The organism is Enterococcus sp. UD-01, from assembly GCF_044909655.1.
Lineage (GTDB): Bacteria > Bacillota > Bacilli > Lactobacillales > Enterococcaceae > Enterococcus_L.
On the sequence record NZ_JBIYEU010000023.1, the window covers coordinates 17,518 to 34,413 of the forward strand.

Sequence of the window (16,896 nt, forward strand, 5' to 3'; positions counted from 1 at the left end):
AGTTAGCCTTTCTCATATCTTTTTTCATATTATAGTTAGCTTTTTATTAGCCACTGGTAACTTAATTAGTGTGTGTGCTTATTATTCAAGACTTTGCTATTCGACGCCAATCAGATAGTAAAGTGCCTTTTTATTTTGTGTTATATATCTCTATGAATTCTGATGGAACGCTGTCTGCTAGCCAAACCTTTTCATTTCCCAAATAAAATTTTATTCCTTTTGCTCTAGCATTTTCTGTATTAATCACTAAAATAATCGGGTTTTTATCTTTTCTTTTTCCTACTAAATTAGCTGTCTCTATATCTTCAGATAAATGAACATATTGCCTAGACATTGGAGATAAACCACTTTTTTCAATTTCAGATAAAAAATCATGTGCAGTCCCATGATAAAGTAATTTAGGAGGAATAGCTTCTTCTTTTACTATTTTCATTGGAATAGAGTGTCCATACAATGCTCGAATACTATTCTCTTTAATCTCATGTCTCTTTTTTTCTGATTTCTCAATCATTATTTTTAAATCATCGAGTTCTACATTTTGCCATTCATCAGACTGATGAATGGCTTGTAATAATTGGTCAATCGGCACCCAACCATTTTTATCTAGTTCTAACTCATATTCCCAAGGAGCATGACGCAATGCATAAGAAACTTCTTTACTCAATTTTGTATAGTTTATTTTCTTAGACAATTTCTTCCTCCCGATTATATTCGACCATTGTCTTAACAGCAGATTCTACCCATTCCCATAAATCTTCAAATTCACCCCTTTGTTCAAAACCTTCTGTAGTGAAATCATGAATTAATTGAATTTTACTTCCTTTACCAATTTCAAAGCAAGCAGTATCATCATTGTCAGCCCTCTTAGCAAATGGAATCAACTTCCGATTTGGATACCTATTTCTCATGCCATTATAAATACTTGAAGCTTGTTCTTTTTCCATCAAAAACCAAATGTCAAAATTTACTAATCCCAAATCTATTAGTTTTTCATATGATTTGGGATATTCAAAATTAATTTCTTCCATATAAAAATTACACAAATTAACCACCCACATTTTCTATTTCATTTTTTCTAAATCAAATGACCCCATTGGATTATTATTTCTGAAACTAGCTTTTTGTTTTCCAATTCTCAAATCAGTAGCTTCTCCCCATGTCTTAGGGACTCCTTTAGGTGTTGTAAACCTTGCAACCATATCGGGAGGTAAAGGATCATTATAATTTCTAACCGTGGCTTGAACATCTATCCCAACCTCTCTAGCTGCTGCAACTCTTGTGTTATCAAGAGTCGTTAAACTACCGTCAGGCATTCTCACAACATCGATTGGGTCACCTTTCCAACCATTCGCTTTCATACTAGCAATAATTTCATCTGAACCGTTTACAGAAGTTTGACTGAACCTAATTTCCGAAGGGTTAACATTTTCAATATTCTTTCCAAGTCCACTGGCTTTCTTAGCTACATCATCAACAGCACCACTTCCCTTACTAAAGTTAGCTTTTGCCATCTTCATGTAGTCATCAATTGTGCCTTTGCCAAAGACTTTGACGCTTCCTCCACTTGCAATTGCTAACTCATCCATTATCGGCATCGGAATATTTTTTAATTTGGTCACAAAGGCTTTTAGCGCATCATCTCCATATTTCAGAGCTTTATTCATCATTGATGTGACTTTGCCTAATTTACTTAATGTCATGGCTTTCGTTGTTGCTTTGAACGCATTTTATCCCTCAGCAATTTTTACGCCTAACTTCGTTCCTTTCAGAGCCGCATTTACTTCTCCAACTCCGACAAACATGCTCGCTATATCAGTTCAGCAATATTTCTAAAACTATTTCCATTTTCAACTAAATCCTGGGATTCTCCTTTTTTTGAATAACGATGATACATCTGAAAAATGAATAGGAAAAAGCAGTATAAGTACCACTATTAAAGTACTCATATTGCTTTTTCTGTAATGTTTATTAACTAATCATTCAATTCCATCATCTAAAAAATATCATAACAAGAAAGCATTGTTTTCATTAACTTTGGTTAAAATAGCAATAGGATGTTAATTTTTTATCATAATAAACTGTCTTTTTTTAGGAATCAAATCCAATAAATAGCATAGTTGTTCTGTCCATACCTTTATTCATTAGCCATTGTTTTTTTCATTAAATCTTCAATCTTTATTAATTCATTTTTATATTCTTCAATTGTTTCTGGAAATTCATTAATCATAAAATTAAAAAACTCTTTCGCAGATTTCAATAATATCGAAAAAAATTCTTGCTCTGGTACATTCCATTTTTTGACTTCAGATGACTCCATAGAAAATAAAATTTGGTTATTGGCTATTCGGTTCATTTCTAATTTGATCGGTTGGTCTGGAAAATACGTTTCCGATTGCCCTTTTTCTATCACCATACTAATCATTTCCACCAAATAAGACCAAAGTTGATCAACTAAATCCCAATGCTGTCGTCCTAAAATTTCTTCGTCAATATACTTTAAACATATTGCTCCTTCTACATAAAACAAGTCAACATTACTTTTAATAATGGATATTTCCTTTAAATTATCAATACTTACAAAGTTACATTTTAAATTGTCCATTGTAACAATAGTCCCTGGTTTTAATATATATGATGTACATGTAAACATTTTTTCACCTACTTAATTATTTCGTATAATTGACCAATCCGTCCATTTTTAAATCCTATAACATATTCTACTCCATTAAATTTACCTGAAACTTGAAACATTCCAGTAGTTCCTTTTTTCAATATCAAATCTCTGTTCTGTTTCATTACACTTTCCACTACATTTTCAATATCGTCAATTGACAGAGATTTGTTAAGAAAACTTTGTGTATTTTTTATACTTCCATTCCAATAATTGGGATGATGCCGTTCCAAGATATGCTTTAATCCACTTTTATCTAATTTAAATGTTAGGTCTCCAACTTTAAAAGTCTTACTATTGAAGTTAGCTAAATCATTGACAACTTTTTCTGGTAACGCTTTTTTTACATCATCAACAGCCCCACTCCCCTTACTAAAGTTAGCTTTTGCCATCTTCATGTAGTCATCAATTGTGCCTTTGCCAAAAACTTTGACACTTCCGCCACCTGCTATAGCCACTTCATCCATTATAGGTACGGGTATTTTTTTCAGCTTATTAGCTAATGCTTTGGCTGCATCATCTCCGTATTTTAGTCCTTTACTAATGACATTCGTAACTGTTCCTAATTTGCCTAATGTTGTTGCTTTGGCAGCTGTCTTAAACGCATTTAACCCCTCTGCCAGTTTACCAACAAACTTCGTTCCTTTCAAGGCTGCACTGACTTCACCTACCCCAACGAACATACTGGCTACATCGAATACATAACCGCCTATGGCATAAGCATTTCCATTTTTAATATCATTCACTACTGTACTAACTATTCCAACGCCCATATCAAAGCTTTCTTTCAATGCCTCTCTATGTGCAGGACTTACAGCTAATAACCATGGATTAGTAACTGCTTGGAAGCCCATACCCACAGTTTTTAACATACTTCCGATTGCTTTCGTATTTTCCCAAGCACCTTTAATATCATCTAGCTTCCACTGAGGTGTTGCAACGCCTCTGGCTGAATCAAATCCCCATTCAACTATTTCCACGCCTAAATGGAGTAACTCGCTCCCACTAATCGCAATAGAACTAACCATCTCACCTGCGCCGCCAAGAAAACCTTCGCCAAATAAGAGAATATCTTTAAACCCTTTAGGAATAGACAGATTTTTTGTTCCTTCTACAACATTCCCCCACCAATCACCAATGCTATCTGACATATTTTTTAAGAAATTTTCTACTGGATGATGCTTTGCCCATTCTTCTTGTTTTTTCTTTGCCACTTTTTCCGCTTCTAGCTTTGCGGCCGCTTCCGCTTCGGTTATTTGACTATCAATATCCTTAATTGCTTCTGCCAGCTCTGTTTGTGATACGAATTCCATAAATCTAGGATCTGTGTAGCTTAAGCCACTCGCGGTTTCAGACATTTTGATTTGTTGCCCTAAAACATTGATGATTTCTTCTGCTGAACTTGGTTGTTGCTTGTTATCAAACTCATTGACTTTTTGAATAATTTTATCCAAATGTTTTTTTGACTCATCGCAAGCACTAGTGAAAGCACTACTACTTGGCATTGAGAGTGCAATTAAATCAGCTATATCACTGTAAGTTGATTTAATTGTTTGTCTTTTTTCTTTGTGTTCCGTCTTAAACTTATCAATCGCTGTTTTCGCCTTCGTTAAAACATCTTCATCTAACACCGCACTTTGTGAGGTTTCTCCTGTGGTTCCCGCAAAATCTGCGTAAGTTTGCTGGAGATCTGCTTCTACTAACTTATAACTATTTTTTAAGCCAACAAGTACGGCATTTTTATTATTATTGATATCAGCCGCGATTGCTTGGCCTACTTGACCGTGCATCGCATTACTGTTAATGATACCGTTCATTGAACTTTTGGCATTATCTAATTGTTCTTGTGCCGTTTTGGATAGTTTTTGATACTGTTCCAAAGCCTTTTTCATTTCGGCTGTTTCTACATGAAAGCCCATAATATGCTCCTTTCTTAATGTTTTACTGTCTACTCTGTTTCTACGATTTCAGAAAGTGCTTCGTAATAAGAAATTGCATTTTCTGTCGTCATGTATATTTTAGAAATTTGTTAATTTAATACTTGAGTCGCCTGTAATACATCAAACATAACAAGATCTCCAGCTAATATATCCTTATTTTGGCTTTTTATTTTGATACACGAAAAACGGTATAGTGATCGTAGTTTATTCACCAATACCGTTTTAAGAGCCTAGGAATCCATCTGATTGCACATCAAAGAATTATTCGAAAAGACTAGAACAGTCCTTTGAAGTTTTGTAAAATAAATACAGCTAATTTATATCAGCTATCGATAACTTGAATAGCGAATTAGTTCTTACTAGTCAAGGCTCTATCATTTGATTCCCAGTCTTATAATAAAGCGCCTTTTTTATTTAGTTTTTATCTATGTCTCCTCATTAAGTTTGTGATAATTTAACAATCACATCTTGAAAAGAACTATTTTTACTTATTTCTATTTCTAATTGTTTTAAAATGTTTTCGGATGAAATTTTATCGCCTTCAACCGTATTCTCTTGTAAAATTTCTTTGATTTTTTCCTTTTCTATATGCGATTCCACAATATTTAAAGAAATATCATAAAAGCTACCATCTATCTCTAAACAATATCCATTTATTCTTAAATAAATATACGTTGTCACTAATGCAGTGCGCTTATTTCCATTGTAAAAGCAATGATAATTGGAAAGTGCATACCATAGATAAGCTGCCTTATCGAAAATTGTGGGATACAATTCCACACCAAAAACTTCTTGATTTAAAGATTGAGAAATTAGTTGAATAGAGTTCTTATCTCTGATACCATACATAGGTTTAACAACATTTTGGGTTAATTTCTGCAGAAAGTTATTAATATCAATTATCAACTGCTCATTCATAATTTTCTCTCACAAAATCTTTTATTTCTTTATAAGAATGAAACTTGTTATGGCTAATTTGCTCCGATTTATCTAGATATATAGTATAATCTAAATAGTCATCAGAATAATTAATTGATATCATTACTACAAAATCAGTGTTTGTTTTCACTGAATTTTTTATTTTGGAAAACAATTCATTAATTTCGTTAAAATCCACATTGTTATTTGCATCTTTTATTATCTTTTGCTCTGTTTCAACTATGGAATTAGTATCTCCACCAGAAATTCTTTCTTTTTTTACAGTATCAAACAACATAACTGTATACTTATTATCTTCTCTAACGGAATCATATTTTATTAGAAAATTTGCTTTATTTTCCTTTAAGAATATTTGCAATTTCTGACACATCTTTTAAGTCTCCTGTCCCTATTCTATTTATTAAATCCCATTTTTGAGTATCATTTAAAGGCGATTTCAACCTTAAATCATCTAATAACATATTTAAGGTGTCAAATGCTGTGCGCTTATTTCCATCTACAAATGCATGTTCTGCAACACTTCTTGTTACTGCAGAAGTTTGTTCCCACACATCTTCATAATACGAAGCAGAATTGATAATACTATCTATTGAATTATTTTGTTCAAGTCCACTAGAATATTTTTTGTTTATATTCCTAATATCATCAGCAATTTCATCCATATTATTAATTAAGTTTCTAGGAGGTTTATTGACATTAGCCCCACTGGATCCCTTAGCCACATCATCCACAACAGACCCAACTTTTGGCGCTTTCAACTTAGTTGTAACATTCTTCGCCGTGTTTTTCAATCCATTCGCTGCAGTTAACATCGTTCCCACTGTCAGAACATCTGTCGTCATTGCATAGATATCTCCACGTTTGAAGTCATCAGCCATTGCGCCTATCGCAGCTTTACTCATTTCAAAAATAGCGGAAGGCGTCAGTGCTTGAACATTCTTAACAGTTCCTGACCAATCTTTTCCGATCCAATCTGGGGATTTTACTCCCCGTAGATTATTGATCCCTGTAGCGATTCCTCCACCTAAAAGCTGCCCAACTTGTACACTACCAATCGCTAATGAACTGATCCCATCTCCTACAAATCCTACTGTAGATTCTAAAGCTAATAAAATACCTTTGCCTGTTTCTAAGAGGAAAAAACCTTCCGTATTGAGTCCTTTTGTTCCTTTAACAATCCCATTCCACCAAGAACCTATTCCGTCTGAAAAATTACGTAACGCATTCTCTAATGGATGTTCTTTTGCCCATTGTTCTTGTTTTTTCTTTGCGGCTTTTTCTGCTTCTAATTTTGCATCTGCTTCTGCCTTAGCAATTTGACTATCGATATCTTGGATTGATTCTGCTAACCCTGTTTGGGAGACAAACTCCATAAATCTTGGGTCTGTGTAGCTTACACCGCTCGCCGTTTCAGACATTTTGATTTGTTGAGATAGAGCATTGATAATCTCTTCTGCTGAACTTGGTTGTTGCTTATTATCAAACTCATTGACTTTTTGAATAATTTTATCCAAATGTTTTTTTGACTCATCGCAAGCACTAGTGAAAGCACTACTACTTGGCATTGAGAGTGCAATTAAATCAGCTATATCACTGTAAGTTGATTTAATGGTTTGTCTTTTTTCTTTGTGTTCCGTCTTAAACTTATCAATCGCTGTTTTCGCCTTGTTTAAAACTGCTTCATCTAAAATTGCACTCTGAGACGTCTCTCCTGTGGTACTTGCAAAATCTGCATAAGCTGTTTGAAGATCCGCTTCCACTAATTTGTAGCTATTTTTTAACCCTACAAGTACAGCATTTTTATTATTATTAATATCTGCCGCAATGGCTTGTCCTACTTGTCCATGCATTGCGTTACTGTTAATTATGCCATTCATAGATTTTTTGGCGCTATTTAGTTGCTCTTGTGCTGTTTTTGATAGTTTCTGATATTGCTCCAGTGCCTTTTTCATTTCCGCTGTCTCTACATGAAAGCCCATAACATACTCCTTTTTTACCATCGGTAATTACTATCTTAAAGAGCTCTTTTATTCAATCGTTTAAAATCACTTATCTTCATCTAATTCAATAATTCATTCATTTCTTTTTGTTCCTTTATTGCCTTTTTTATCATTTCCAAATTATTAGACTTTTTATTGTTCATTTCAGAATCGAATGCAGCCGTATAATAGTACCTTTTCTCTCCAGTTATTTTTATTCCGATGTTAAAATTATTTAACTTATCATATAAGACTTCCATCGTACTTTGAATAACACTAATCATTTCATCTTCTGTAAGTCCATGTTTAATTACTGCATCAATTTCATAAGTTGGATTGAATTTTTCAATATACTCCTCTAAAGTAATCGATGAATCTATTCGTTCTGTTGTTCCTTTAGGAGCAAAAGTTAAGCTCTCTAGAGTGATTGTTGGTTTATCAATCCATTCTCTTACATTTTTTTCTGCCTCGGATTTCACATAATACTGTGCATAATCATCTTTCATCTTATCTCGAGTACTAATCCATACGAAAAAAACTTCTTTAGGGTTATTTTTTGGCATAAAATAACCTGTATATATTTTTTTCGTTGGGTATTTTTCTAATTTTTCTTTTTTATCTGGTACATACTCAAACGATTTTTCATACTTTTTTTCTAAATTTCCAATGACTAATTCTCTTACATCTTCTTTAGAATCAAAAACTTTTGTCATCTGACCACATCCTGTTGTTATTATTAGCAAAATAAATACTACTATATAAGAAAACTTTATTTTTTCCATGTAAAGATTATTGTCTCCTCATCTATTGAAATATTTTTTATATTTTCATTATTTTTTAGAGCTTCATACATGCTTTTTCTCATCTCAGTATCTTTAACCTCTAACTGTGTTCTTGTAAACAAATCTTCTTTACTTTTACCTGAATCAGTTCTTATAGCCAAGTTCCAAAAATGCTTTTCTTCTTCTGCATAGTCTCTTGTATCATTTTCTAATAATATTTTACCAGTATTTGCATCATATATCGTATTTTTTATAGGGATCTGATCCTTTTCTTCTACACAAGGATACCAGCCAGGGATAGCTGATTCTACTTGTGTAACAAAATCACCAGAGTCGAAGTTTTTATAATACAAACCCACTTCTGCTCCATAAGACTCACCAAATCCATAGGAACCTTTCCAAAGTTCTAATCGATATTCTTTACCATTTGCTTCATAGTAGATGACCTCTTCATCTAAATCCATTCCAAATAGTGGACCAACCATATCAAAGAAATCATTGAAACCTCCAATATGTTGTATAGAGTGTTTATTTGTATAGTAGTAGTCTTTTTGTTTATTGTATTCAAACCCTAAAAACGGAGATATCCAGAATGCATTAGCATTAAACAGATTTTGCTCCAAATCTCCCCAAAAGGCTGTCCAGCTATTATTTATATCATCGGAAATAATTTTGCTAGCTCTCTCCCAACTTACATCTCCACTTAATACAGAAAGTAAAGGGTGCCTTTTCATTATCTCTTTTTCCTTTAATTTTTCCTGTTCATCTTCCCATATTTTTAATTGATTATCTAATTCAGTAATGCTTTTTGCTAGTTCTGTTTGTGATACAAACTCCATAAATCTCGGATCTGTATAGCCTAGACCACTTGCTGATTCGGAAACCTTGATTTGTTGTCCTAAAACATTGATTATTTCTTCTGCTGAGCTTGGGTTTTGCTTATTATCAAACTCATTGACTTTTTGAATAATTTTATCCAAATGTTTTTTTGACTCATCGCAAGCACTAGTGAAAGCACTACTACTTGGCATTGAGAGTGCAATTAAATCAGCTATATCACTGTAAGTTGATTTAATTGTTTGTCTTTTTTCTTTGTGTTCTGTCTTAAATTTATCAATAGATGTCTTTGCCTTCATTAAGACAGCTTCATCTAATACAGCACTTTGTGAAGCTTCTCCTGTAGTTTCTACAAAATCCGCATAAGTTTGTTGAAAATCTACCGCAACTAATTTGTAACTATTTTTTAACCCTACAAGTACAGCATTTTTATTATTATTAATATCTGCCGCAATGGCTTGTCCTACTTGTCCATGCATTGCATTACTATTAATTATGCCATTCATAGATTTTTTGGCGCTATTTAATTGCTCTTGTGCTGTTTTTGATAGTTTCTGATATTGCTCCAGTGCCTTTTTCATTTCCGCTGTCTCTACATGAAAGCCCATGACATACTCCTTTCTTTCGTTCTATTCTGTTTTCGAGAGTGTTGAAAGAGTCTCATAATAGGAAATTGCATCTTCTGTTGTCATATATGCGGTGGAAATTTGCTGATTTAATGCTTGGGTCGCACGCAATACATCAAAAGAAAAGGCTTCTTCGTACTCATTCGTATAACTTTCTGCAATCACACGCTTAATCATCATATTAGACACCAATACCGGATCGTTCCCCGGAATCTCTCCAAAAGGCCAGAGTCGACCTAAATAATCAACAATGTATTGATCAAAACCTTCCATTAAAGGAACTTTTCTTCCAGTAAGAGTCACAATCGCTCCTAACTCACCATCTGTAAACATCTCTGCTACACTTTCCGGTAACATGCTTTCATCTAATTCAACAGTTGTTCCGACTGGATAGATTGGTGCAAAAGCCATGTCAATTTTGCCAATATAATGTAAAAATTGAGGTATCGTTAATACGACTTTACTCGCTTGACGTTCAAAGGTAACATGTTGCTCTTCATAATCAAAAAACACGCTTAATTTAGCACCAACCATCGGCTTATGCTCAAATCGTTGATCCAAGTTTCGATAAGTTTTATAGACCGATTTTAATAATTGGAAGTTAGTTCCTAATAGAACACCAGTTAAAATCAGTTCTTCAGTTATTTCAAAAGTTAGAGAGTCATCATTGATTAATATACCTTCAAAAAACTTTTTTGCATCATAACTGGCCATTACTCGAACCTCACTTTAGCTGTATTTTGTTGAATAGATTTTGAAGCTTGATTATCTTCGTTCACAATATTTTCAGCAGCCTTTTTCATCTTTTGTGTATCTGTACTCGAAACATTTTTGAAAGACTCTACCGTATTTACTAACTTCTTTTGTGTTTCAATTACTTTCTTAAAGCGTTTTAGGGTTGTCTTACCCAAATCATTAATTACTGGTTTTGAAATACTTGAAACAGCACTTTCTGCTTTTGATACTGCTGCATCCCAAGCTTCTTTATCTACACCTGTTTTCCCCATCCATAATCTCTCCTCGGATTAAAAAATAGAAGCCAAGAAATTTTTCGCTGTGTTAAAGGCACTTTCTACAGCATTCAATAAATCTCCTTGTTCTAATTCTTTTTTTGCTATTTCTGCATCTAATTTTGCCATATTTCTTTGATAGGAGTTTTCCTCCGAATGTAATGTCGTTCCCATCTTTTTCGCCTTCTCATCAAATTTATCGCGAAGTGTGCCTTTAAATTGTCCAGTACTCAATTTTGATGGGTATTGCTTTACTTGATTTTCAAACTGTGAAAAATTCTTCATGGATTTTTCTAATTTTATTTTTGCTTCTTTTAATCGTTCTAATTTTTTTTGATTTTTATCATAATTCGCTTTTCGCTCATTGCCAATTCTCTGCCATTTAACTGATTCTTGTCTATTTTGAGCATTACGCTCCTGACGTCTTCTTTCTGCTGCATCATCTTTGGCCATTCTTTTCCCTCCTTGCTACAGCAATCAAACACTTATTCTATTCACTAACCAACTTCACGCGACAAGCGTTCCGTCCCACGAAGAAATGAGATTCATCCAGCTCCACTGTTGGTTCACTGTACCCTGATTTCACATTGATAAATCCTTGGTCTGCCAATCGTGTGCCGATCATCCCAGCCGGGATATTTGTACGTAATCGCTTATTAAAGTCATCAAAGCTATTTTCAATTTGCTTTTGATTACCTTGGAAGATAAAGTAGATCTTCACTTTTGCTGCTTTTCTTAAATAAACATCAATTGCATCGTTGGTAATAAATGTCTTATCTCCAAAAAGGTGTGCTTCCGGGATATAAATAAACATTGGTTCCGGCTCAGCCACATCTTGACGAACCTCGATTTCACTCACTAAATCATTGACAAAGGTACTATAATCCGGTTCTGCGACCATCATATCAAAGCTGTCAGTAAAGCCGCCAAAACGTTCTGAACCGTTAAAAACAACTCGTTGTGCTCGGCCTTCGAAATGTTTTAGATTTTCTACTATTACTTTTTCAATGTATTCCGTTTGTTGCGGCGAATCATCTCCGATAACAAAATAACCATGTTTTTGTGGATCGAAGCCGACGACATTCGTTGTCTCCTTATCCAACCCAATTGGCAATTGCATGTGCTCAAGCATCATTTGTGTTTGTTTTGACTCATAAAAATCAGCCATTGAAATAACTTTTGCTAACATTGGAATCTTAATAGGACGTTCACCTTGCCACGCCTGATCCATCGCTTCTATCTCTTGTTCCAATTTGTTTAATCGATCAATATCATTTTCACCCTGAGTCGGAAGAAATACCTGAAGCTCATGTGGTTCATCCAGCTTGATCTGTGCGCGTCCAATGATTTCTTGTGGAATCAAAGCATCACGCCCAACGACATCTCTGATTGCCCCTTCTTCTACCAGGAATAAACCGATATGAGATGGTATGTTACTAGCCATACTCATTTTGAACGTAGAAGTTCTCAGAACAGAGAGCACAGCATAGAGACCTACACTCGCTCCTTCTCGTAATAATTGATTCACAACAGACTCAATTTCATCTTCCAATGGACTTTCCTTAATCGCATCAAATCCATCAATGATCGTAATTATTACAGGAAGTTTATTGCCTGATTTTTCTTCATATTGTGAAAGACTTGCTACTCCAAAATCAGTAAATGCATCTTTTCGTTCCTGAATCTCCTTGCGGATTCTCTTCAAGAATTTCACTAATTTTTCATCTTCTTCCAAACGAACTAAGTCAGCAACATGTGGCAGCTTTTTCAATGGGAGCAAGCCATTTGTACCGAAATCAAATAGATTGAACTGCACTTGACTTGGCGTATTTAGTCGTGAAAGGTTCATTACTAAGGTCTGAAGTGCAGTTGATTTCCCAAAACCAGGTGATCCATAAAAGGCTGTATGAGTCAGCTCATTAAAGTCAAAATTAAACACGACTTGCTCTTGTTTCGAAGGAATATCCATAAAGCCGAAAGGAACACTTAATTGTCTTGTATCGCTCCATTCCTTAGACAAAATAGGTGAATCGATCATGGTTTCTAATGGAGGAAGCCATGGTTTTTCTGGTAATACCGCGTTAGTTTCTTCTGAATAAGCATGGATTGCTTCTACAATGGCATCTAATTGTGTTTTTTCTTCTTCATTTTTCACCACTGTATCCTCTTCTTGTGAAAGATCAGCTGTTAATAATTCGTATTGTCCTAATTGATTTATTAGCCAAATACGTTCATCCACTTTTTCTTCTCGCGAAACAAAAGGATCATAGTTTGCGCCGCTCCAAGCAGATTGGAATAGTTCATAAATTTCATTGTTTCCGACTTGTAAATACGCACGACCTGGTTGTGTGATCGTTGCGGCATCTGGTGTTTTGATAATTTCATTTGAATCATTGGCATCGGCAACTTTCAACGCTAGCTTGAAACGAGAGTTTGACCAAATCTGGTCATCCACGACACCACTAGGCTTTTGAGTAGCTAAGATTAAATGGACACCTAACGAACGACCGATTCGAGCCGTTGAAACAAGTTCGGCCATAAAGTCTGGCTCATTCGCTTTAAGTTCGGCAAACTCATCACTGATTAAGAACAAATGTGGCAGTGGATCGCTTGGGTATTTTTTCTTTTCTTCTAGATCTGTAATTGTTTTGCCTTGTTTATATAATTTCGTATAGCCATTGATATGATTCACACCAAATTGACTAAATTTACGTTGTCGTTTTTGTAATTCTGCCCGAATACTTTGTAAGGCTCTAGCAGAGCTTGCTCCGTCTAAATTGGTAATAGAGCCCAATAAATGAGGCAAATTGGCAAATAGATTCGCCATACCTCCGCCTTTAAAGTCAATAGGTAAAAAGCCGACATCCTCCGGCGCAAAATTCACTGCTAAAGATAAGATATAACTTTGGACAATTTCAGATTTACCAGATCCTGTTGTACCAGCTACTAATCCATGGGGGCCATGCGCTCGTTCGTGCAGGTTAAGATACACAATATCGTCTTTCCCACGTACACCTAACGGAACTGCTAATGATTTAGACGTATCTGCTTTTGTCCATCTTGTACCAATATTTAATTCGTCCACCGTTTTTACATCATATAATTCAAGAAAATCAATGGCTTCCGGAATGGCATTCTTCTCCACTTCAACATGATGTAAATTCGCTAATCTCTGCAACGCTTCTTCAATCGGATAAGCCGTTGGCAAATGAGTCGGTACAAACGCTTGATTGACGTATTCATTATTTTGGTTGATCAAGATCGCCGCTTCACTACTTTGGTAATCGATCAAGGTCGTCGTTGTCTCAGGCAACATCGGTAAGGCATCTTTCCCCCAAATCACGGTCACACCATACGGACTCATGTCTTCCGCTAAAAATTCATTTAGTCCATGGCCAGATAACCAACTTTCCTCCAAAATGGAAAATACATAGTGAGGTTGGAAGCGTATCTTTTCATTACCTGCCTCTTTTACTTCTTGTCTTCTTTTCGTTAAAATTTGATAAAACGAGTTAAGCACCATATCTCTTGTTTGGGCATTGTGGATGATCCCTCTTAGATTCAAGCTACGAATCTTCAAATGCGGCAACCAACGCCACGCATGCCAATGAGTATCATAGTCATTTTCAGGAACCAACGTTACAAATTCTACATCCCGATAAGAATGCAGCATTGAAATTTGGAACAACAGCGTTTGAATAGCGGTTCTTAGTACAGGATAGTTCCCTGCCAGCCCAACTGTTTGATCCATTAAAGGAATAACGATCGGCGCACCTTCCAATTGTTGGTACGGCCAAACAAGCTGTTTCTCCGCTAATGAGCTCAATTCATTTTCTTCATTACTAGCTTGATATTTCACGGAAAAGCTTGATTTAATTTCTCCAGTTCCAACATGTATTTTTAAGAAATCTTCATTGGTTGTCATGCGTTCATAAATTCGTGCTTGATAGTCTTTAGCCATTAACGCAAGATCATTCATTGAAGGATACATATACGTAAGAGCATGCTCTTGTTCTTGTTGTAAAAGGGAAATATCTCCTTTTTTCCGAATCAAATATTGTCTATAAGTATTTTCATTATGCTCATTTTTTTCTTTTGTTTCTTTCTTATTGGTAAAATAACTAGAAACAGAAAAGCCTGCTGTTAGTAAACTAGCACCGCCCATACTTAACATCATGATTGGATTGCCGCCGCTTAGAAAGCTTGTAGCACCACTTAAAACAACCATTCCCAAAGGAGGTACCAGAGTTCTTAATAATTCATTTTTCCCTTCCTTTTCTTTGGGTGTCGGCGCCATCACCTCTACATCTTTCTTTGGTTCTTTTAGATGAATCCGCGGACTCCGTCTGAACAGTGGAAATTCTGAAGGATACTCAGGTTTATAATTTTGTTCAACAATTTCAAAGGGATTTAATTTAAAAGCCGCCCCTAAATTAGTTAACTTTAATTGTTTTTCCCTTACTTCTATGATAAGTTTATCAATCACCAACTGATCACCAGTAGTAAAATTAAATGTTCCTTCTGAAACCTGATTTCCGTTAAAATAGACGTTCTCATTATTTGCGTATATATTCATGCTATACTGACTTGTCTTAGTCTCAACAGAGACAGAAATAAAAGCTGCGGTGGGCAAGCTAATAGCTGAAGATGCCATCGCGGAAATCGTGAAATCTTTTTTCGGTTTACTCGTCACAATCGTTTTATATTCCGTTGGTTTAACAATAATAAATTGAGAATTGTCTTTTTTAAACGTTTTATTATCAACTAAAATATTTTGTCCATCATAAGACACTGAATGCCCATCAATCACTCGTTCTTGTTGTGTTTTTGTTAACTGACTATGAGAAAAGACTTCCCCAAAATAGAAAATATCAAAAAGAACATCGACAGACGGCTGCATTTGATCATCAATAGGAACCATTGACTCATCTTCTATTTTATTCGTTTTCAGAATCATCGGTTGCTCCTCCTAATAATTTCATATATTTAGCAATCGCTTCTTCGTATTTCGTTAACAGTTCTTGTTTCTTTTCGCCGTTCATTTTTGTATCTAGTTTTGTGGCATCATATAATTTGGTGTACGCATGTAAAATAAATTGATTATCACCTATATTTTGAGCAATATCCAGAGCTTTTTCAAATTCACCTTTGCCTATATTGATCCAGTATAACAGCGTATTTTCATTTGATTTTTGGGAAATATTATTTAAAATCATCTCTTTTTGCTCGTTGGATAAATTATCTAATTGTACCGAGCTTACTGCATATACATATTGCGCACTTTTAGGCAAAGTTTCCGGTATATCCTCTTTTAGAGTTTTCAATACGCCCGAATAATCATTGGCAATATAATTTGCTTCTGCTGTAATGATTCTTTCTTGCGTGGGAACCTCTTTCAGAGCGTAATTTCCGACAAAAAAACCTAAGATAAGCGTTACAGCTAATAATACAAAACTCCCCCATTTAAACAATGTGTAGCTTTTTCTCTTAACCAATTGGTTTTGTTTTTCTTGTTTCATTTTTTGAATGACCACTTGTTCACTGATCATTTGATCAATCTCTTCAGGTGAAAGAGCTGCCTGAATATTTTTAGATAGCTGATCTTGTAATGTTCCGGAGCCTTCGATCAGTTGTTCGTAATCTAATTTTGGATGAAGAATGAACAGAATTAACGCACGATATTGTTTTAGAAAATCTTCTTCATTTGTAACATACGGAACGACTAGATTCATAAAACCTCTATGCGCAATTGACAACTCTTCTCCAAAAAGAAAAATATTTCTCGGATGGATAAATGGTTGAATTGTTGAATGAAAAAACGATTCGACAAAACGGATTTTTTGCGCTAATAGCAGTCGATTAAATGATGACATTTTTCGCACTACTTCTTCAATCGATGAGGCATATTTGTGTTTTTCATAGGATAAAATCAAATGCTCTTCGGTGGCCTCTAATATTTCTCCTGCTAGTAGAGCATCTTTTTTCGGGAGAACAGTACGAAACTGACTCAGCTCTGATAAGCGGTATTGATTTGCTTGCAGCTTGACCAAGACTTTATCTTGTTGAACTTGGATATCTATTTTTTCTGATATATCTTTTACTTCACTCACGG

At 34.9% G+C, this 16,896-nt stretch carries 15 protein-coding genes; all 15 read right to left on the bottom strand.

The genetic code is table 11. The annotated features are described in order from the left end of the window. Positions 1-130: 130 nt before the first annotated feature. The 15 genes from ABH902_RS14620 to essB all read right to left on the bottom strand — a co-directional run bounded on the left by ABH902_RS14620 (position 131) and on the right by essB (position 16,894). Positions 131-691, bottom strand: coding sequence for an RNA 2'-phosphotransferase (locus ABH902_RS14620; protein WP_404591959.1), 561 nt, complete (start codon positions 689-691; stop codon positions 131-133). Continuing rightward, positions 684-1,028 (bottom strand): hypothetical protein, encoded by a 345-nt coding sequence (locus tag ABH902_RS14625; RefSeq protein ID WP_404591961.1) that lies wholly within the window; start codon positions 1,026-1,028, stop codon positions 684-686. Before ABH902_RS14625 ends, ABH902_RS14620 begins: the two co-directional genes overlap by 8 nt. A gap of 33 nt (positions 1,029-1,061) precedes the next feature. Continuing rightward, on the bottom strand, positions 1,062-1,700 hold the full coding sequence (locus ABH902_RS14630; RefSeq protein WP_404591963.1) for a hypothetical protein: 639 nt from the start codon (positions 1,698-1,700) through the stop codon (positions 1,062-1,064). Positions 1,701-2,134: 434 nt separating this feature from the next. Beyond that, a complete protein-coding gene (locus ABH902_RS14635) occupies positions 2,135-2,602 on the bottom strand; it encodes a hypothetical protein (protein WP_404591965.1) in 468 nt (155 codons plus the stop codon). A 56-nt stretch (positions 2,603-2,658) separates the two neighbouring features. Beyond that, positions 2,659-4,590, bottom strand: a complete 1,932-nt coding sequence (locus tag ABH902_RS14640; protein ID WP_404591967.1) for a T7SS effector LXG polymorphic toxin — start codon at positions 4,588-4,590, stop codon at positions 2,659-2,661. A gap of 459 nt (positions 4,591-5,049) precedes the next feature. Beyond that, a complete protein-coding gene (locus tag ABH902_RS14645; RefSeq protein ID WP_404591969.1) occupies positions 5,050-5,529 on the bottom strand; it encodes a type II toxin-antitoxin system death-on-curing family toxin in 480 nt (159 codons plus the stop codon). Next, on the bottom strand, positions 5,522-5,920 hold the full coding sequence (locus ABH902_RS14650) for a hypothetical protein (protein WP_404591971.1): 399 nt from the start codon (positions 5,918-5,920) through the stop codon (positions 5,522-5,524). Before ABH902_RS14650 ends, ABH902_RS14645 begins: the two co-directional genes overlap by 8 nt. Further along, positions 5,883-7,529, bottom strand: coding sequence for a T7SS effector LXG polymorphic toxin (locus tag ABH902_RS14655; RefSeq protein WP_404591973.1), 1,647 nt, complete (start codon positions 7,527-7,529; stop codon positions 5,883-5,885). Before ABH902_RS14655 ends, ABH902_RS14650 begins: the two co-directional genes overlap by 38 nt. A gap of 80 nt (positions 7,530-7,609) precedes the next feature. Continuing rightward, on the bottom strand, positions 7,610-8,311 hold the full coding sequence (locus ABH902_RS14660) for a hypothetical protein (protein ID WP_404591975.1): 702 nt from the start codon (positions 8,309-8,311) through the stop codon (positions 7,610-7,612). Beyond that, on the bottom strand, positions 8,299-9,756 hold the full coding sequence (locus ABH902_RS14665; RefSeq protein WP_404591977.1) for a DUF4474 domain-containing protein: 1,458 nt from the start codon (positions 9,754-9,756) through the stop codon (positions 8,299-8,301). Before ABH902_RS14665 ends, ABH902_RS14660 begins: the two co-directional genes overlap by 13 nt. Positions 9,757-9,777: 21 nt before the next feature. Beyond that, positions 9,778-10,488 (bottom strand): DUF4176 domain-containing protein, encoded by a 711-nt coding sequence (locus ABH902_RS14670; RefSeq protein ID WP_404591979.1) that lies wholly within the window; start codon positions 10,486-10,488, stop codon positions 9,778-9,780. Further along, positions 10,488-10,781: a TIGR04197 family type VII secretion effector gene (locus tag ABH902_RS14675; RefSeq protein ID WP_404591981.1), complete on the bottom strand. Its 294-nt coding sequence runs from the start codon at positions 10,779-10,781 to the stop codon at positions 10,488-10,490. The genes ABH902_RS14670 and ABH902_RS14675 overlap by 1 nt, the downstream gene beginning before the upstream one ends. 18 nt (positions 10,782-10,799) lie before the next feature. Further along, a complete protein-coding gene (locus tag ABH902_RS14680) occupies positions 10,800-11,237 on the bottom strand; it encodes a DUF5082 domain-containing protein (RefSeq protein ID WP_404591983.1) in 438 nt (145 codons plus the stop codon). Between the two features lie 37 nt (positions 11,238-11,274). Continuing rightward, positions 11,275-15,741 carry a type VII secretion protein EssC gene (gene essC, locus ABH902_RS14685; protein ID WP_404591985.1) on the bottom strand — a complete coding sequence of 1,489 codons (4,467 nt, stop codon included), beginning with the start codon at positions 15,739-15,741 and terminating at the stop codon, positions 11,275-11,277. After that, positions 15,722-16,894, bottom strand: a complete 1,173-nt coding sequence (essB, locus tag ABH902_RS14690) for a type VII secretion protein EssB (RefSeq protein ID WP_404591987.1) — start codon at positions 16,892-16,894, stop codon at positions 15,722-15,724. The genes essC and essB overlap by 20 nt, the downstream gene beginning before the upstream one ends. Between the last annotated feature and the right edge of the window lie 2 nt (positions 16,895-16,896).